The organism is Treponema putidum (assembly GCF_000755145.1).
Lineage (GTDB): Bacteria > Spirochaetota > Spirochaetia > Treponematales > Treponemataceae > Treponema_B > Treponema_B putidum.
In genome coordinates this window covers 2,470,252-2,489,361 of sequence record NZ_CP009228.1, presented here as the reverse complement: position 1 = coordinate 2,489,361, position 19,110 = coordinate 2,470,252, and the positions used below count along the sequence as shown (strand labels likewise).

18 protein-coding genes and 1 pseudogene are annotated in these 19,110 nt (G+C 36.6%); 13 read left to right on the top strand and 6 right to left on the bottom strand.

Annotated elements, in window-relative coordinates:
• From JO40_RS11485 to JO40_RS11470, 4 genes are read left to right on the top strand one after another with little or no spacing between them, the layout of a single operon-like run.
• A complete protein-coding gene (locus tag JO40_RS11485; protein ID WP_044979453.1) occupies window positions 1-1,110 on the top strand; it encodes a PilZ domain-containing protein in 1,110 nt (369 codons plus the stop codon).
• Window positions 1,111-1,119: 9 nt separating this feature from the next.
• Entirely contained in the window at window positions 1,120-2,292 is a 1,173-nt protein-coding gene (locus JO40_RS11480) for a hypothetical protein (protein WP_044979452.1), read from the top strand.
• Entirely contained in the window at window positions 2,286-3,905 is a 1,620-nt protein-coding gene (locus JO40_RS11475) for a ComEC/Rec2 family competence protein (RefSeq protein ID WP_044979451.1), read from the top strand. The genes JO40_RS11480 and JO40_RS11475 overlap by 7 nt, the downstream gene beginning before the upstream one ends.
• On the top strand, window positions 3,902-4,504 hold the full coding sequence (locus tag JO40_RS11470) for an IMPACT family protein (RefSeq protein ID WP_044979450.1): 603 nt from the start codon (window positions 3,902-3,904) through the stop codon (window positions 4,502-4,504). The genes JO40_RS11475 and JO40_RS11470 overlap by 4 nt, the downstream gene beginning before the upstream one ends.
• On the opposite strand, the gene JO40_RS11465 is transcribed toward JO40_RS11470, so the two are convergent.
• Genes JO40_RS11465 through JO40_RS11450 form a run of 4 tightly spaced genes read right to left on the bottom strand, consistent with a single transcriptional unit; the run spans window position 4,481 to window position 7,039 of the window.
• Window positions 4,481-5,176, bottom strand: coding sequence for a FecR family protein (locus tag JO40_RS11465; RefSeq protein WP_044979449.1), 696 nt, complete (start codon window positions 5,174-5,176; stop codon window positions 4,481-4,483). The two genes, JO40_RS11470 and JO40_RS11465, sit on opposite strands and share 24 nt — an antisense overlap.
• 11 nt (window positions 5,177-5,187) lie before the next feature.
• The gene (locus JO40_RS13980) at window positions 5,188-5,406 is read right to left on the bottom strand and encodes a hypothetical protein (RefSeq protein ID WP_044979448.1); all 219 of its coding nucleotides are present in this window, start codon (window positions 5,404-5,406) and stop codon (window positions 5,188-5,190) included.
• A 20-nt stretch (window positions 5,407-5,426) separates the two neighbouring features.
• Complete coding sequence (locus JO40_RS11455) at window positions 5,427-6,587, bottom strand: hypothetical protein (protein WP_044979447.1); 1,161 nt, start codon at window positions 6,585-6,587, stop codon at window positions 5,427-5,429.
• Between the two features lie 11 nt (window positions 6,588-6,598).
• The gene (locus JO40_RS11450; RefSeq protein ID WP_044979446.1) at window positions 6,599-7,039 is read right to left on the bottom strand and encodes a hypothetical protein; all 441 of its coding nucleotides are present in this window, start codon (window positions 7,037-7,039) and stop codon (window positions 6,599-6,601) included.
• 284 nt (window positions 7,040-7,323) lie between these two features.
• Here JO40_RS11450 and JO40_RS11445 point away from each other — a divergent pair, with 284 nt between their 5' ends.
• The 9 genes from JO40_RS11445 (at window position 7,324) to JO40_RS11410 (ending at window position 17,546) form a co-directional block, all read left to right on the top strand.
• Window positions 7,324-9,087 carry an ATP-binding protein gene (locus JO40_RS11445; RefSeq protein WP_044979445.1) on the top strand — a complete coding sequence of 588 codons (1,764 nt, stop codon included), beginning with the start codon at window positions 7,324-7,326 and terminating at the stop codon, window positions 9,085-9,087.
• A gap of 145 nt (window positions 9,088-9,232) precedes the next feature.
• On the top strand, window positions 9,233-9,688 hold the full coding sequence (nrdR, locus tag JO40_RS11440; protein WP_044979444.1) for a transcriptional regulator NrdR: 456 nt from the start codon (window positions 9,233-9,235) through the stop codon (window positions 9,686-9,688).
• Between the two features lie 33 nt (window positions 9,689-9,721).
• On the top strand, window positions 9,722-11,848 hold the full coding sequence (locus JO40_RS11435) for a ribonucleoside triphosphate reductase (RefSeq protein ID WP_044979443.1): 2,127 nt from the start codon (window positions 9,722-9,724) through the stop codon (window positions 11,846-11,848).
• A 48-nt stretch (window positions 11,849-11,896) separates the two neighbouring features.
• A complete protein-coding gene (gene hflK, locus JO40_RS11430) occupies window positions 11,897-12,853 on the top strand; it encodes an FtsH protease activity modulator HflK (RefSeq protein ID WP_044979442.1) in 957 nt (318 codons plus the stop codon).
• A gap of 4 nt (window positions 12,854-12,857) precedes the next feature.
• Window positions 12,858-12,989, top strand: a complete 132-nt coding sequence (locus JO40_RS15105; RefSeq protein ID WP_276324837.1) for a hypothetical protein — start codon at window positions 12,858-12,860, stop codon at window positions 12,987-12,989.
• A 14-nt stretch (window positions 12,990-13,003) separates the two neighbouring features.
• Window positions 13,004-13,921, top strand: coding sequence for a protease modulator HflC (gene hflC, locus JO40_RS11425; protein ID WP_420864560.1), 918 nt, complete (start codon window positions 13,004-13,006; stop codon window positions 13,919-13,921).
• A 129-nt stretch (window positions 13,922-14,050) separates the two neighbouring features.
• Complete coding sequence (locus JO40_RS11420; protein WP_044979440.1) at window positions 14,051-14,677, top strand: periplasmic-type flagellar collar protein FlbB; 627 nt, start codon at window positions 14,051-14,053, stop codon at window positions 14,675-14,677.
• 28 nt (window positions 14,678-14,705) lie between these two features.
• Entirely contained in the window at window positions 14,706-16,178 is a 1,473-nt protein-coding gene (locus tag JO40_RS11415) for an MBOAT family O-acyltransferase (protein WP_044979439.1), read from the top strand.
• A 144-nt stretch (window positions 16,179-16,322) separates the two neighbouring features.
• Window positions 16,323-17,546 carry a DUF459 domain-containing protein gene (locus tag JO40_RS11410; RefSeq protein WP_245608874.1) on the top strand — a complete coding sequence of 408 codons (1,224 nt, stop codon included), beginning with the start codon at window positions 16,323-16,325 and terminating at the stop codon, window positions 17,544-17,546.
• Window positions 17,547-17,600: 54 nt separating this feature from the next.
• On the opposite strand, the gene JO40_RS11405 is transcribed toward JO40_RS11410, so the two are convergent.
• Both JO40_RS11405 and smpB read right to left on the bottom strand, forming a co-directional pair.
• On the bottom strand, window positions 17,601-18,464 hold the full coding sequence (locus JO40_RS11405) for a TP0183 family DNA metabolism protein (RefSeq protein WP_044979438.1): 864 nt from the start codon (window positions 18,462-18,464) through the stop codon (window positions 17,601-17,603).
• Window positions 18,464-18,929, bottom strand: a pseudogene (gene smpB, locus JO40_RS11400) (SsrA-binding protein SmpB). Before smpB ends, JO40_RS11405 begins: the two are co-directional and overlap by 1 nt.
• Window positions 18,930-19,110: the final 181 nt, after the last annotated feature.

The following is a 19,110-nucleotide window of genomic DNA, read 5'->3' as shown; positions in this document are numbered from 1 at the left end:
ATGTATATTGTTATAGTTTTTGTAATTTTGTTTCTTTTATTCGCTGCTCTATCATTTACTCTTCCTGGAAGACATCTTTTGGCTTTAATCCGTTTTTTTACTGAAGGAAAGGATCGCGGCTTTTTATTTTCTAATCTTTTGCTGTTGTGGCGTACCGCTAATTATGTAGGCCTTGAAGATAAAACCCGTCTTTTTTGGTCGGTTTCAGCCTTAGATGAATGTATCAGATTTATTTCACGCCAGATTGAAAATAAACTGAATGCCGACATTTCCCAAAAAATGCAAATTTTACTTAACAAGCTCTATGATTACCGCACAAAGATTGAGTTGGAAGAGGTACAAAGAAAAAGAAGACTGGAATCTACACATGAAATTTATATAGGTCAGATTTGTATTCTCTTTGTTCCGCGAGAAACAACGGTTTACGGTAAGCTTACGGCAAATACAAAAGAAAAATTGGTTTTTGCTCTTTATGATGCATCTGCTGAACGGGCAGAAAAGGTAAATTGGCAAAATAAGGAAATAAAGGTATATTTTTGGAAACAAAATGATGCCGGATATGTATTTCAGTCGGAAGCTATAAAATCGCAAAAAATTGATGACCATATAGAAATCTATGTTAGACACTCAAAAAAAATGGTACGCACACAAAAGAGAAAGTCGGTTAGAGCCTCCTGCAATATTGAAGGCTTAATGTTTCCTCTGCGTGTAGGAGATCCTTATAATTCCAACTATGAGACTGAAGGCGGTGTAAAGTCTACCGTAAAGGATATATCTGAGGATGGAGCTATGTTCTATGTAAAGGGTAAGGCCGCAAAGGGAATCCGTATGAAGCTGCAATTTAAGCTAAAAAATACCGAGATTGTAATGTGCGGCAAAATAGTAAGGTTTATTTATGATCAGCCTTTGAATAAATCAAGGGTTCATTTTCAATGCGAGTTTTTAGATCAAAAAATGAAAAATGCTATTCTATCCTACATATATAATATCGCTGATGATGATAATACGGATTTTTTAAGTAATATTTTAGAGGATGAAAATAATAACTCTTTAAATGATAATTTAAAAGAGGAGTATCCTGTCCTCTACGATTTGAAAGAAAGAAGGTAAAGGTTCTGTATGAAAAAGATTATTTTTGTTTTTCTTTTAATTTTTTGTGCCGGCTCTATTTTTTCCATGGATAAAGAAGAACTGTTAAAGTTACGTAAAGATTTTATTAGTGCAGGAATTGATGTAAAACTTATGATTTTGCGTTCAATTTCACAATCGGAAGATGAGGGCTTAATTCCGGTTTATAAAGATGCAGTGGAGTATGTTAAGAATTCTTATGATATATTAAAAAATGATCCTAGATTGCTTAATATAGGAATAATCTCGGTTACAAAATTAGGTGAGCTGAATGAAATAAAGTCTTCCGGAAGTATACGCTATTTGTTTTCTACGGTTGAAAATGAGGACTTTCAAATTGCTTGTTTAAAAAGTTTGAGTAGACTTATTCAGCAAGATTCGGCTTTTACGGATTATTTAAATTCTCTTTATGAGGCGGGGCTGTCCGATTTGATTTCGGGAAAAACTTTTAGCGTAAATCTCTTAAGCGTTTATGCCGAAGTTTTAGGAAATTTTGCCGATCCTTCTTCTTTTAATATTTTAATTAAGACTTTATTTTATCCTGTAAGCGATAACTTAAAAGATACCGTAAAAACTGCATTAAATAATATTTCTTTTAATTATTTTGATGAAATTTTAGCCAAAACGGGTGAAAAAAACATACAATATATATGGACACTGTATTTATTGGCAAAAGAAAATAAGCGGCTTGATAGTACTGAACTTGGAAGGATTAGTGAGCTCATAGTTGATTACGGCCTTAAAAATCTACAAGATGCAGATGCTGAGAGTGCAGAAAATTTGATTGAGGCGGCTTTGCCTGTTTTATCTGAATTAAAGTGGAGCAAGGCATCGCCGCAAGTAAATAAATTTTTCTATTATGCTCAAGGTTTGCGTAAATCAACTAATAGGGTGAATGATCTGCTTATTTCGATAATCGATTGTATGGGAAATTTAGGTACAATCGAATGTTCGCAAAATTTGTCAATATTTTTAGGTGTGTTAAATTCGGAAACCGAAAAAACAAAGCAATACGATGAGCCCTTAGTGCTCAGTGTAATTACGGCTTTGAGAAAGCTTGGTGATAAAACCGCATTTGACTATCTATTGTATGTTGAATACTTAAATTATTCTAAAACGGTTAAACAAGCTTCTCGAAATGCCATAGAGGAGTTAAAGTGGTAAATGAAAAAAAATTAAAAAATCTTTACAATTTTTTTATTGTAAAGCCTATTGTAACATCTGCTGCAGCGGCAGCTTTGTCATTTTACTTTTTATGCTTTATTGAAAGCAATTTTACCGAATCTTCGGTATTTTTTATTTTTAGTTTTTTTACTTTATTTTTTTTAACCGTATTTTTTATTCTTTTTTTCTTAAAAAAGAAGGCTCATTTTATATTTGCCGGTCTTTTTATAGGATGTTTTGCAGCTTTGCAGCTTTTTTTTATCTATGCAGAACCGTTAAGCCTTGCCGAATTAAATAAGGTTGAAAAACTTAAAGCCGTGCTTGTAAGCGAAGCTTACCCTGCAGGCGAAAAATATTACGCTGCAAATGCTAAAATTCTTTCTCTTTCTTATAAAAACGGATCTAAATTTTCTGCAAGCGGAAATATAAAGATATTTTTTCCTTCGGAGATGGTATTACAAAATAATGCTTACGGTATTTCGGTTTATAAAACTGCCGATCAGGCCGCCTACAAGGCCGCGTATAAGGACGCCTACAAGGACGCCTATAAGGCCGATTCCAGAAAAGAATCTTTAACTAATTTTTCTAAAGGCGTAATATTTGAAGCTTCAGGCCGTTTCGGTGCAAAGAAAAACGGTGCAAGTCCTTTAGTCTTTTTTGGAGATAAATCCGTTCCCGAATTTTTAGGCTGGATGTCAGGTATTTTAAGATTCAGAGCATTTTTACGGTTTTATCTTATGAGGCTATTATCAGGGTGGGAAAGTGCAGGTGCCTTGCTTTTAGCTCTTCTTTCTGCAAACAGGGACTTTTTGGCTCTTCCTGTTTCGGAAGCCTTTAAAAATGCAGGGCTTGCTCACGTTTTGGCTCTTTCCGGTATGCATGTTTCTTTGGTAAGTTTAACTGCCGTCCAGCTGGGGTCAATCTTCGGAAAAAAAAGTCTAGCGGTAAAGTTTTCTCTAATTTCGATTATACTTTTTGTTTGGTTTGCAGGAGCCGCTCCGTCTCTTAACCGAGCCCTCGGTATGATGATTTTAATTATTGTAGGAAAGTCTTTAGGTCTTAAACCTCCTATGATTTCGGTTTTATGTGCAATGCTCATTTTTCATATTGCCGTAAAACCTGATGATGCTTTAAGTCTTGGGTTTATGCTTTCTTACGGTGCCTTGGCCGGTATCCTGATTTTCGGAAGTGCCGTATCCGATATTTTGAACGGAAAAATACCTCCTAAAATATCCGGAAGTCTTTCGGCTTCAATAGGTGCTCAAACTTTTACAGCCCCTATTGTAATAAGTAAAATAGGTGTCTTAGCACCGATAGGTATAATTGCTTCTGTGGTTATAAGTCCTCTTATATCGGCCTTTTTAATTTTAGGGCTTGCAGCGGTTTTTATTTCCGTTTTATTTCCTTTTACAGGCTTTATCTTTTCTTTTTTATTGAACGGTTTTTATAATTTAATATTTTTTCTTATCCGGCTTTTTAATTTAGTACCGCCCATAAAATCTTATAGCTTGTTTGATAGTTTTGTTTTTGCGTTAGTACCTTTTGCAGCCGGTCTAATTTGTATGATGTATGCCGATAGAATCTTAAAAAAGAGGGAGAATCTTTTAAGATGAAAATTTTAGTTCGATACGCTTCAAATGAACTAAACGTAAAAAACTCCAAATTTTTAGCGGAAATTTTTCCGATAAATTCGGCCGCCGAAGCTAGGGAGCTTTTAAAAAGTCAAAAAGAAAAATATGAAGATGCCCGCCATGTAGTCCATGCCTTTGTTGCGGGCGCAAACGGAGAGGTTTTAGGCTGTTCCGATGACGGGGAGCCTTCAGGAACTGCCGGCCGGCCGGCTCTTGCAGTGCTCACGGGTTCAGGAATCACAAACATAATGCTTACAATTACACGCTGGTTCGGCGGCACCCTTTTGGGAACGGGAGGCTTGGTAAAAGCCTATTCGGATTCTGCAAAACTTGTATTAACCGAGGCTGTAACCGAAGAACTTATCAAAAAAGAGCCTTTTCAATTTGAATGTTCTTATGCCGAGTGGGAAAATTTAAAACGCTGTCTTGATGAATTTTCGGTTGAAGCACTAAAAGTAAGTTTCGGCGAACGGGTAACAGTAAAAGCTAAAATACCGACAGAGAACAAAGCCCCCTTTGAAGCCTTTATTGAAAATGCTTCAAAGGGGGGTGTAAAGTTAGTCTTTCCAGCCTACACTTAGCGCGATTGTTGAAACTGAGGCGGCTGTGCTTACTGCATCTTCAATACTTAGTGATTGGTTAGTAAGCGTAGGAGAATTAGCTTCCGCTTCGGCAAGAGTTTTTACGGATTCCGGTAAAACTTCATTTGCTTTAATGTTTTGAGCCGGAGTTACCATACCTGTATCGCTTATAATAACCGACTCGCCGATATTTACCCTTGTTTCAATTCCATTATTGTTGGCATATGACCATGACCCGCTTGTTCCGACTAAAAGCCCTTCAGAGTCGATTTCTCCCGATGTTCCTCGAACGGAAGCTGTTGCAACAGGTGTTTTTACCTTAAATTCAACCTTTTTTGTTGAAGCCGGCTTTACATCAGCTTTTACGGAACCTACATTTAAGTAGACTTCTGAAGAAACGGTTTCATTCTTTTCGGCGATTTCTTCAATTGTAAGTCTTGTCATAGGCTTAACCGTAATAACGGAGCCGTCAATTTTTAAAGTCAGTTCGGATTTAAACCCTGTCGAAATCATAATCCCCGATGTTATTTTGTTCCCTGCTTTTACAGGAACCCATTTTTCACCTTGCTTTATTTCAGCTTTTCCCTTGACTGCAACAACTTCACCGCTAATTGCCAAAAGCGGAGTTAGTATAAAGCAAACTAAACTAATAATAAGAAATACCTTTTTCATCTTTTTCTCCTCTAAAAACTTTTTGCAGGAAATATCAGACCCTTGCGGTTCTGTTCTGCAAGGAAATTTTCCATCGTATCCGCTAAAGCGGATAGCGAATCAATTTCCGAAAAAAGTTTTTTCAAGTGTGTGCTGGAAAGCACACACGTATAATAATGCGATGTTTTGTGCAAAGCACAAAACTCGGCAGATAAACAGTGAGGCAGAATTCCTGCCGAACTGTTTATCACACCTCCTAGTTATAAACATTTTAGAACGAAATGATGCCCTTTAACTTAAAAACTGCATCAAACTTACCGTTTTGTCCCACAACCATACCTAAATCAGTGTTGATAGATATATCTTGAAGTATTGTATAATCGGCAGATACATCCCACTCAAAACCGGCAAAATTACTTTTGCCCTTAGGGTGAGCTTCTGCATAAGTCATAATAGCTGCTTCCGTACTTAAAAACAAATCCTGTATCGGCTTTATACTTCCATTTAAACCTATTTTCCATAAATCCGTAGACTCAATAAAATTAACCTTTGACACATTTGAAAGCGTAAAAGATTTAAAACTATTCTTTCCTCCTGAGAAAAATTGTGTTTTTAAACCTATTTTTGAACTGTATTTTTCAAAATAGTAATCCAGCCCTCCTGATAAGAAAAAACCTATTCTCGCGTTTATTTTGTCCCGTGTTAATATGGAACTTGATATTGAAGCAAGATAGAACAGCTTATTGACTATAGGACCGTTTGCTGATATTGAAACATAATTGTTTGTTGCCTTTGGGGTTTGTGTTGCAATGAACGAGTTCAAATCAATGTCAACTGCATGGCGTAATGATTGAAAAGGAATATGAAACAAAGCTGACATATGTACAAAAGAGGGCGCAAGATTGTAAATTTTTGTTTGTTTCTTTGATATTGATGCTATATCCGCTGCATTGATAGGATTCACATAGGTGTTTAAAAGCCCTGTGTATCCTAAATTAAAATATGCTGCAAAATTAGTTTTTTTGTATGCTGCATACACACCATCAATGTTTTGATTTAAAATTACAGCGGTTATGTCGGATATATTGTACCTGCCTGCATCAATGGTCAAACTGTCATTGCCTATAGGAAACAAAAATGAGAATTTGAGCATATCCAAATTAGCGATATGATCTAAATTCAGCTCTCCATTAGGTTTTATCGGCTTTTTTAAATTAAGTAAATATGAAGCCTGAATAGCAAAGTTATAATTTCCTTCTTTATCAAGATTTTGTTTGGCCCAAAGAGACAGACTATCAAAATGAGATAAATTTGCTTTGTTTTTACCAAGGTCAATGCCGAGACCCGTTTTAAACATTCCGCCTCCTTCAAAGGCCGAAAGGTTTAACGTAATAATTAAAAACGAAAATATAAATAATTTTATTTTTTTCATCATCATCCCCCTTACTTATCCTCGCTAGGCATTATTTTTGCTAATAGGTTAATTGCTGTAAAAGGCTTAATATGTGAAGACGGAACTGTTTTATGAGGGATTATCTTCATTATTTTAAGCTGTCTAAAAGCATAATGCGGATTTTTTGTAATTCCATACCACAGCCCATGCTTTATAGAAGAATACTGCAAGGCCAAGTTAGAAAACTCATCAAACCTTATGGGCTCATCATATTTTTTGTCTTTAAACATTTTAAGTTCTTTAAATTTGTTAAAGGCCGTTTCATAGGATTCCTTATCATCGACTTTCCCGATAGATGTACCTACAAGATAACAGGCCTGCCCCATTGTTAGGGCATTTGAAGCTAAAATTTCATCCATCTTTTCTGCCGACTGAGCAAAAAGAATTGCCCCGACAGCTAAACATACAAGAATTGAAGATATTTTTTTCATACCGCCTCCCTATATTTATTACAGTTCTTTATTTATACACAAGTATATCACAAACAATAAAAAAAAACAATCAAAATAATAAAAAAATTGGAAAATTGAATCTCGTATAAATTTAGGCGGGATTTGTTAAAAAATTATGCAATAAAATTTTGACAAAACGCTAAAAACCTTGTTAACATTAAAGCCCCGTTTGGATACTCCGCATCCGAGCGGGGCTTTTTTATGCTTTCTTCTTGAAATTTTATTTTTTTTGTTGTATGGTAACTTATAAGGCGGGAGGGATTATGGCAGCAGGAAAACAGCTGATTAAAGAAAATAGTGCCTATATCGATATTTTACCGGAATGGGCACAAGAGCTTTCAAGAAAATATTGTTCAAAAACGGCAAACCTTTATTTTGTTCATGGAAATATAAGAGATTTTTTGCCCCATCAAATAACCGAATACGGGCATAATTTTTTGTTTGTAAAAATAAGAGACTATATTTCAGAAGTTTTATTTGGCAATCAAGATATAATAGTGTATTACGATAAGTCGGGAGGCATTTCTTTTTGTACTTCCGATATGGAAAAATCTTATCTTGAAACAATGCATATGACTTATCCTGATGTGCCTCCCGAAAACTTTTTGTCCCGCGACCCTGAAGAGGCCTTTTCTTATCTCGAAAGGTATTTTGTTTTAAATTTCGGCAAGAATTTGAGGATTGTTCTTATAATAGATTATGCCGAAACCATAATTCCTGCCGATGAGATCGGAAATTTGGATGAAATAGACCGATACTGCCTTGTTACCTTAAACAGATGGTCCCATGAGCCCTCTTTTACTAGGGAAGATATTTCCGTAATAATGCTTACCGAAAACCTTACAGATCTAAATCCACGCCTCACTGCCTCTCCTTCTACAATAAAGGTGCGTATTCCCTTGCCGGATGCAGCCGTAAGGGTTAATTTTTTAGAACATTTAAGACGCAACGAGGAAATTCTTTTAACGGAAAGGGGCTTAAGCTCTGAAAAAATGGGAGCTTTAACCTCCGGCTTAAACCTATTAAACCTCTATCAGCTTGTGGGAGAGTCTTATCAGGATGACAAGCCTATAAGTTTGGATTATTTGGCAACAAAAAAAAGGGAAATTATCGAAAATGAGGCCGGCGGACTTTTGGAATTTATAGATACGGATTATGACCTCTCCCTCGTTTCAGGCCATGATTTTGTAAAAAAGCGTTTTAAAATTGCGGCGAAGGCTTTAAAGGCCGCTCGGACTGACGTTCTTCCTATGGGCTATCTTATTTCCGGCCCCATCGGTACAGGAAAAACCTTTATAGTGTCAGCCTTTGCGGGCGAAATAGGTATTCCTATGGTGCGTTTACGCAATTTCCGCTCTCAATGGCAGGGGGCAACCGAATCGAATCTTGAAAAGGTTCTGAATATTTTGAGGGCTATGTCTCCTGTGGCGGTAATGATAGATGAGGCCGATGTAGTACTCGGAAACCGCACCGCGAACGATATATCCGGTACTTCGGGACGGGTTTTTGCTCAAATAGCAAATTTTATGGGAAATACCGCTTACAGAGGAAAGATAATCTGGTTTTTGATTACCTGTCGGCCCGATTTGATTCCCGTCGACTTAAAAAGACAGGGCAGGGCCGAAGAACATTTAGCCCTTTTTTATCCCGAAACCGATGCCGAAAGACTTGATCTTTTTGAAACCCTCCAAAGAAAGCTCCGCATCAAGCTTCATGATGTAAATTTAAATTCGATAATAAAAAAGATTAAATTCGATGTATCCGGTGCGGATATAGAAGCCATGCTTGTACGTGCAAAGATGAACGCAACTGTAGAAGGCAGAGCAATGATAATACAAAAGGACTTGGAAGAAACTATAGCCGACTTTATTCCGCCTTCTTATCCTTATGAGATAGAACTGCAAAACCTTGTTGCTGCAATAGAATGTACCAGCAAAGAGATGGTTCCTAAAAAGTACCAATCAATGCAGCGATCTGCTATGTCCTCTGAAATTTTCGAGATAAAGCAGCTTTTAGGAGAAAAATAATTTAACGTTTTGACACTGTTTTACACCGTATGACACCGTTTGGCTATTGACACGCTATATATAGTGTGATATTCTATATCGTGTATTCAGATACGCTATTTTTGGGAGGGAAGGGTGCCGTTCTGAGGCATCCGGTAATTTAAATATGAGATGTCCGCATTGCGGAAGCTGCGATGATAAGGTTATGGAATCAAGAACTCTGGCTCAAGGTGACTGTATACGGAGGAGACGGGAGTGTATTTCTTGCGGTTACCGCTTTACAAGTTATGAACACATTGAAGAAAAACCTTTTATGGTTATCAAAAAAGACGGCCGAAGAGAACCCTTTGACCGAAAAAAACTTGAAAAAGGTATTGAGCGCGCCCTTGAAAAGAGGCCTATCTCTTCAAATGAAATTGAAAACATCGTAAGCGAAATCGAAGATCAGGCAATTTTAAATTCAGGTCTTAACAAAGAAATAGAAACTACCGCTTTGGGCGAAATGGTTCTGTCTCATTTATATTCCGTAGATAAAGTAGCATATATCCGCTTTGCATCCGTTTATAAGCAATTCAGCAACTTGGATGAATTTGTAAACGAGGTAAAAAAAGTCAGAAAATAAATGATGTAAATAAATTGGGAGGTATTAAAAGTTATGGAGGAAAAAAGTACAAATCAAACGGTTTTTCCTGAATGGAAGTCCTTTTTAGGGACTATGGAGAAGGCAAAGCCTGAAATTTTGCGCTCGGTGGTAAAACGTTCAGGAGAAATTGAGGCTTATAACCGCAAAAAAATAGAAAAAGCTATCAATAAGGCTATCACCGCAGTTGAAGGCTGTCCGAATGATGAAAAAGCTGCATTTTTGACCGATAAAGTTGAAGAAAAGTTAAAATCGGTTATGGCATCGCGTTATGCCCATTCAATTCCGGCAATAGAAGAGATTCAAGATGTGGTAGAGCTTGTTTTAATTGAACAGCAAGAAGCCCGTCTTGCAAAGGCCTATATCCTTTACAGGGCAAAGAGGGAGGCCGTGCGCGATGCGGAAAGCCTCATGCTGAATATAAACAGCACCATGGACGGCTATTTAAGCCAATCCGACTGGCGCGTAAAAGAAAATGCCAATGTAAACTTTTCTTTAGGCGGCCTTATTCTTCATAACTCCGGTACTATTACGGCAAACTATTGGCTTAAAAATATTTATACACCGGCTATTGCCGAAGCCCATATAACGGCAGCCTTTCATATTCATGACCTTTCAATGTTTTCAGGTTATTGTGCAGGCTGGTCCCTTAGACAGCTTATTCACGAAGGTTTGGGCGGAGTTCCTGATAAGATTACTTCAAAGCCTCCCAAGCATTTATCGACTCTTATTCAGCAGATAGTCAACTTTTTAGGCATTATGCAGAACGAGTGGGCGGGAGCTCAAGCCTTCAGCTCTTTTGATACATATTTGGCTCCCTTTGTAAAAAAGGATAAGATGAGTGAAGCCAATGTAAAACAGTGCCTTCAAAGCTTCGTTTACGGAGTAAATACTCCCAGCCGATGGGGTTCTCAGGCTCCCTTTACAAATATAACCTTGGACTGGGTATGCCCGCCCGACCTTGCAAACCAAAAGGCTGTTGTCGGGGGCGAAGCACAGGATTTTACATACGGCGACTGCCAAAAAGAAATGGATATGATAAATAAACTCTTTATTGAACTTATGCTTGAAGGAGATGCCGCAGGACGAGGTTTCCAATATCCAATTCCCACTTACAATATAACCTCCGATTTTGACTGGTCAAGTCCGAATGCAAAACTTCTTTTTGAGATGACAGCCCGATACGGTACGCCTTATTTTCAAAACTTTATAAATTCCGACCTAAATCCCGGGGATGTGCGCTCCATGTGTTGCCGTCTTCAACTAGATAAAAGGGAATTGCGTAAAAGGGGAGGCGGTCTTTTCGGCTCTGATGAGTTTACGGGCTCCATAGGGGTAGTTACGATAAACATGCCTCAAATCGGCTACCTATCAAAAACCGAAAAGGACTACTTTGATCGCTTGGACTATCTTATGGACATAGCAAAGCAAAGTCTTGAGATGAAGAGGAAGGTAATCGAAAAACTCTTGGAAGGCGGTCTTTTTCCGTATACAAAAAGGTATTTACATCATTTAAATAATCACTTTTCGACTATAGGAATTTGCGGCATGAACGAGTCCTGCCTAAACTTTTTAGGAGAGGATATTGTAAGCCCTAGGGGAAAGGCCTTTGCAGAAAAGGTCTTAACCTATATGAGAAACCGTCTTGCCGACTTCCAAGAAGAAACCGGCAGCTTATTCAATCTTGAAGCAACTCCGGCTGAAAGTACTTCTTACAGACTGGCTCGCCACGATAAAAATCAGTTCCCCGATATAATAAGTTCGGGAGATGCCGAGCCCTATTACACCAACTCAAGCCAGCTTCCCGTTGCCTATACTACCGATGTTTTTGAAGCCTTGGATCATCAAGAAAGTTTACAGCGTAAGTATACGGGAGGCACGGTTTTTCACATATTCTTGGGCGAGGCTATCAAGGATTGGGAATCTTGTAGGGATTTGGTAAAGGCTGTTGCAAACAATTACCGTATTCCCTATTTTTCAATTTCGCCGACATTTTCGATATGTCCTGTTCACGGCTATCTTGAGGGCGAGCATTTTGAGTGCCCTTATTGTAAGCGTGAAAAACAGGCAAAACTTGAACTAAAACTGGCCGAGCTTGAAAAAGAAAGGGCCGAGGTCTTGAGTGTTTCTTCTAAAATTTAATGTTTTTAGAAAGAATGTTAAAAAAATAAATTCTTCATGGAGGAAAAAATGAAGCAAAAAAAGGTTGATCCTTCAAAGATGTTAGGAGTTTTACGCACGGTGATAATACTTGTCGTAATTGCTCTTATAGCTTTTTCGGGAATAAAGGTTATTCCTACAACGGATAACGGAATTGTCACCCGTTTCGGTAAATATACAAAGACCCTTTCACCGGGACTTAACTTTGTAATTCCATTTGTAGATCAGGTTTATAAGGTTCCGGTTAAGACCGTTCAAAAAGAAGAATTCGGCTTCCGAACTGCAAGATCGAGTGAAAGAAGCGAGTACCAAAATTCCATTTTAAGTGAATCTTCAATGCTCACAGGAGACCTGAACATCATAAATGTTGAATGGGTTATTCAGTATAAAATAGTGGATCCTAAGGCTTGGCTTTTTAATGTTGAAGAAGATCAAAGAAATAAAACCGTCAGAGATATTTCAAAATCCGTTGTCAACAGCCTGGTAGGCGACAGGGCTATAATGGACATAATCAGCTTGGATCGTGACAGCATTGCAGTTTTAGCGCAAGAAAAAATGAACGAAAAATATAAGCAGATCGGCATTGGAATTTCCGTTTCATCGGTGCAATTACAAAATATTGTTCCGCCTCATGAAGTTCAAGCTGCCTTTGAGGACGTCAATATAGCGATTCAAGATATGAACAGGCTCATAAACGAGGGAAAGGAAGCCTACAATAAAGAGATTCCTAAGGCAAAGGGTGAGGCTCAAAAAATGATTGAAGAAGCTAGAGGCTATGCTTCCGAAAGAATAAACAAGGCAAACGGAGATGTTGCCCGTTTTAACGCCGTTTATTCGGAATATGTAAAGGCTCCCGATATTACGAGGAGAAGACTCTACCTTGAAACTCTTGATTCTATTTTTAAAAATAATGAAAATATTACTCTAATAGACAAAAACTTAAAAAACTTTTTACCTTTAAAAGAATTAAATAAGGGAGGCAACTGATTTTATGGAAAACTATGAAAATACCGAAAACGGAAACAATGAAGATGTAAAATTTGAACAGCCTTCGTCAAAAAATAAGATAAAACCGGAAAAAACACAAAAGACAAAAAAAGTTTCGGCTGGTTTTTCTTTGTAGTTATACTTGTCGTTTTGTTTTTTTTCTTAAAACCTTTTTATATTTTAAATGAGGGCAATGTCGCTATCATAACAAAGTTCGGAGCTGTAGTAAAAACCGAAAAAGAAGCAGGTCTTCATTTTAAGATGCCCTTGATTCATACCGTAAACAAATATACTTCAAAACTTCTGCGTCTGGACGGCGATCCCCAAAAGATTCTTACCCTAGAAAAACAGTATCTTAAAGTAGATACCACCAGCCGATGGCGTATAGTTGACGTAAAAAAGTTTTATGAATCCCTAACAACCTATGATAGCGCTTATTCCCGTCTTTCGGATATTGTAGATTCGTCGGTTAGAGATATTATTTCGGTAAACAGTCTTGCCGATGTTGTACGAAGCTCAAATATTATAAATGAAAGTAAAACTACTGAAGAGTTTAACCTTGAGAATGCAGAAGTTGACCTCGGTTCCTTAAAAACGGAAAAAGTAAACTTTCCTGTGATAAAAAAGGGCAGGGAAACTCTGGCTGATGAAATTCTGGCAAAGGCCAATAGCCAGTTGGGAGAATTCGGCTTGGAGGTGGTTGACATAATTTTTAAAGGAATTAAGTATTCGGATGAGCTTGAAAATTCCGTATTCAGCCGCATGATAAAAGAAAGAAATCAGATTGCCGGAACATTTAGGTCTACAGGCGACGGTGAAAAGCTTAAAATACTCGGAGAATTGGAAAACGAAAAGCGGACTATTTTATCGCAGGCCTATGCCGAGGCCGAAAGAATAAAAGGCGATGCGGATGCAAGGGCAGTTGCAATCTATGCCGAAAGCTACGGCAAGTCCCCTGAATTTTACAGTTTTTGGAAGAGCATGGAGATTTATAGAAATTCCTTGCCTGAGACCGAAAAAATACTTTCAACGGATATGGAATACTTTCAATACCTATATAAGCATTAACCTTAAAAAAAGTTTTTCCGATATTGTATAGGAGGAGTGATAAACAGTTCGGCAGGAATTCTGCCTTGCTGTTTATCTACCGAGTTTTGTGCTTAGCACAAAACATCGTTTTTATGGGAGGTAGAAATTTTGAGAAGAAGCGGAACTATAGGACGGATAATTGTTCTTTTAATATTGATTATTTTACTTGTTTTCGGAGGCTTATTGTGGTTTGATTACTTAGGCCTAATAAGCTCAAGGAGCTTGTTTTCTCCTATTTACTCCCTTTTCGGCTTAAAAACTGCTGAGGGCATTGCTCCGGTAGATGATGATGATATGGCCAACTTGGAAAATGACCGCTATGAAAAGCGTTTGCTGGCTCTTGAAGTGCGTTCCCAAGAATTGGATAAGCGTGAAGAAGATGTTCAAACACAGGAAAATGAAAATAAGCAGATTGCAGAAGAGCTTGATGACCGGCGTAATGCTATAGAAGAAAAAGAAAAGAACTTTAATCTTTTGATGGTGGAAAGGGATGCACGTGAGGCGAACATAATCCAAATCGCAAGATATATCAACGGTATGCCCCCTGAAAAAGCCGTTTCAAATCTTATAGCTATGGATGATCAGGATATAATTGATGTGCTGAGGGCTGTAGAAAAAATAGCTGAAGAAGAAGGTAAAAACTCTTCGGTTGCCTATTGGTTTTCTTTGATGCCTGCTTCCAGGGCTGCGGAGATTCAGCGTAAAATGGCAAATAAACCCGTAACATTCCCGTAATCGGAAATTTAAGTTTTAAAGTTAAAAAATGTTTTTTCCGACGATTTCGTTTGCCCTATTTTTTCTCTCAGTCTTTTTTTTGTATTGGTATATTTTTAGGCAAGAAAAAGAACGGAAGATCCTTTTGACCGTAGCTTCTTATTTTTTCTATGCAATGTGGAATTGGCGTTTTTGTATTCTGCTTTTTGTTTTTACCCTTATAAATTATTTTTACGGCTTTCTTCTCGATAAAGAAAAAAATTATGCTCCCAGAAAGGCTATTCTTATTATTATCTGTATTATTGATATTTTATATCTGGGATTTTTTAAATACTTTTATAGTTTGCTCTCCTATTTAAACCAATTTTTTCCCGATATGTTTGTTAATTCTACTTTTTTAGCTCTGCGCTCTTGGTCTCTTTTGGTTCCTGTAGGGATTTCTTATTATACATTCCGGTGCATGAGTTATATCTTTGATATTTATCTTTGTAAGATGAGGCATGTAAAATCTTTTTGGGATATTTTACTTTATGTTTCGTTTTTTCCTCAACTATCTTCAGGCCCGATTGTTCAGGCTGAGTATTTTTTTAAAGATTTACCTAGGGCTCTCAACTGTGATAATGAAAAAGGAGCAAAACCTATAGCCTTTGATCGTGCAATGGTGTTTTTAATTTCAGGCTTGTATAAAAAAATGATAATTTCAAATTTTTTGACCATACTCGTTACCGATAAAATTTTTGCAAATCCTTCATTTTATAATACATGGGAGCTTATTTTCGGGGTACTGTGTTATACGATAATTATCTACGCAGATTTTTCGGGATATAGCGACATGGCAATAGGTATAGGCCTTCTTTTAGGTTTTAATACGCCAGTTAATTTTAACCGTCCTTATCTTTCAAAGTCAATATCAGAGTTTTGGAGAAGGTGGCATATAAGTTTTTCTTCTTGGCTTAGAGACTATCTTTATTTCGGCTTAGGCGGATCCCGATTTGGATTTGGACGTGCGCTTTTTGCTCTTTTTTTTACAATGCTCATTGCAGGTATCTGGCATGGAGCATCTTGGACATTTTTAATATGGGGAGCTATGCAGGGAGCGATGCTTTGTATCGAAAAGATTTTTTCAGAAATAAAAGAACGTAATGCTATAGGAAAAGAAATTTTAGATGAAGAAAAAGACACAAAAAAAACTTTTGATTTTTTAAGAATTATACCGGTCTTTATATTTGTAAACATCAGCTGGCTTGTATTTTTTTCGCCTTCATTGTCGGAGTTGGGTTTATATTTAAGGTCTCTTGCCAACGTCTCAAAACCTTTCCAAGTTATACGCCCATTTATTCTAATAATATTTTTTGCAGGTCTTTTTTTGCAGCTTCCTTCGGAAAGTTTAAGAAAAAAAACTTTTACAATATATAGCCGTCTTCCGATGATTATTAAGGCCGTTATCACCGTAAGTTTTTTAGCTGCTCTTTATGCGGTTTCAACTTCGGGTATACCCCCGTTTATTTATTTTTCATTTTAGGTAAAATTGATATATGAAACTAAAAGATACAATGATAAAGAAAATAAATGATGTCTTTTCTTTTAAAATAAAATCTAAAGATAAAACTCTTTTTTATTCTGCCAACAAAAGCCTTTTGTTTTTTTACTTTCTATTTTTTTATTTATGCTGCTTTTAGGAAAATCCTTAGACGGGGTTTCTTCCAAAATAAAAAATCCTTATGCGGCCGGCGTAATCAATGCTGCCGTTAAACCTGTTTCAAAGCTGTCTCAAAAACTTAAACTTGATAATCTGATTCCATCTGCAAGAATTCTTTTTTTACGCTATGCAGGGCTTGAAGGTTTGAGTGATTGGGATTCTTTTTATTATCTTGAAAATACGGGCGAGTCTATAGACAGTCATATAGATGAAAAATCTTCGATCGATAAGTTTACAAATGATTTGGAAAGAACAATAGAGAGTTTGCCTCATACAGATTTACACTCGGAAGACACTGCCGCCGCCAGAAAAATGGTAGATGAGCTTGAGGCAAAACTTGAAAATATAAATACGGTTTTGGATAGGTTAAAAGACATTGAACAGGCTAGGATTGCAGAACTTGAAAAAATAAGACTCACGCAAAAAATGTTGGAATTAAAAAAACAAGATGTATCTGATACTGCCGCTGACGAAGAAGGTGCGAATGCAGAGCAAGCTGATGAGCCTAAAAAGGTTTATACCTATAATGCAGAAAAACCCTTGCGTATTTTAATGATAGGCGATTCTCAGATGCAGAGCATAGCCTCCGGTTTTTTAAGGCTTACAGGTCAAAACTCTTCCATAAGTGTAAAAGAAATTTCCGTTCACTCTTCAGGTTTTATAAGAAGCGATTATTATAACTGGCCTAAAAAACTTAAGCAAGTGTTTGAAGAAAGTAAAAATGAACCCTATGATATTGCCGTTATTTTTTTGGGAATGAATGATTATCAGAATTTTTATGCAGATAATGGAAAAGTTCTTGTAAAGGAAACGGAAAACTGGGAGTCGGCTTATAAAGATAAGATAAAAACTCATTTGAATATTTTACTTGAGAATACAAAAAAAGTTTACTGGCTGGGTATGCCGACTGTCCGGAATAAAATATATAATGCTCAATTACTTTATATTGAAGACTTACATAAAAAAATAGCATCGGAATATTCGGAAATCATTCTTAAAAAATTTTCTCTCAGTAGTGTAGCTCCGGGAGACGGAGTTCCTTACAGCGATACCGTTAAAACCTCTGACGGCAAAGAAATAAGGCTTATGAAAGATGACGGAAATCACTACACTATTTCCGGCGGAGAATATATTATGAAGCCGTTTTTAGAGCTCCTTTATAGGGACTGGGATGTAGAGCCGTGTAAATGAGCTTATAAAACGGTGCATAAAAGACTCTAGGCAAATCTTTTTACAAGGCCGTTTTTAATTTTTTACCCAGCGCACTTTTTTTATAACTTCATTTACCGAAACAAGGTTGCTTCCGTGATAAACTATTTCAATATCTATTTTTTCTCCAACTAAAATTTTATTGTTGGCGGAAACAAGAAATTTCCATGAAGGGGTTTTCCCTGTCTCTGCTGCTTTTTTGGCTATTTCATCCGGTAAATTGATAAACTGTCTTGATGAAGGTTTTCCGGATTGATTGATTGTCAAATAGCCGTCATTTACCTTTATTTGAAGTAAAATGGTTATTCCGCTTGAAAGTAAGGCAATTCCCCTTCCGCCTCTCATAATTTCAACCCTCTCAATGCCTTCTTCGCCTTGCCATGAGCCCGAAAGGATATCGATATTTTTTACTTCTCCTACTTCCTCATTATTATTATCATTACTGGTTATGTCTTCGGAATTGTATGCTTCCGATAAATTTACGGATTTATCAAAAATATCCGATACGAGGACTCGCGAGTCCAATAAGATTAAATTAACGCTTTGATAAATTTTCGATATACGCCTTGTTATATCATCTGAAGCATTTTTTAGCATAAGTTCAAGCTGTATACCGTTTTCCAAGCCCGTCACCTTCCCTGCAAAAACATAATCAAAACGCTGCCGTGCATCTGTTTCACTTACCGGAGTAGAGCGCATATCTATAATATCATATTTTTTTAATTCTTTTACAAAGTTAAAAATAGCATTGCTTATTGTTACGGTTGTTTGTTCAGTTATATTTTTTGATTCAAGTTTAAAAACACCAACGGTGGGACTCGCATCTAAGTTTGTACTGATAATAGATACAAAAATTAGGGGAAAAAATCTTGAAAATATATATAACTTTTTTACTTTCATTATTTACTCCTTATTTTTAGTTCCCTTTGCATATCCTTTTTAATATCTCTTTCTTTTATGTCTGCACGTTTATCAAAGGTCTTTTTCCCCTTACAAACACCTAAGAGTACCTTAACGATACCGTTTTTAAAATAGAATTCCAAGGGGATTAGGGTATAGCCTTTTTCTTCAACTTTGCGCTTTAACCGTTTTATTTCTTCTTTTTTTAAAAGAAGTTTTTTTAGGCCTCTCAGGATTATGATTAAAAATTGAAGAATAAACATATTCCGAAATATGAAAATTTTTTACCCATACTTCGTTATCTTTAATTTCGGCAAAGGCATCGGGAAAAGATATTTTGCCTTCCCTCACGGATTTTACCTCTGTCCCTTTAAGAACAAGACCGCATTCTATCTTTTCTTCAACAGTATAATTAAAAAAGGCTTTTTTATTTCTTGCTATAATTTTTATAGGTGTTTTCTCCATAAATATACATTATATTCATAGATTAAATACTTGTCAACGATGTCAGAAAATGATATTATTCAGCGAGGATTAATGATGACTGCGAAATATCGGAATTTTTCATATACGGCAAAGAGGGAATACCGTAACAAGGTTTTGTTTATTATTTTTTTGGTAGTTTTTGTTTTTTTGTATACACTCT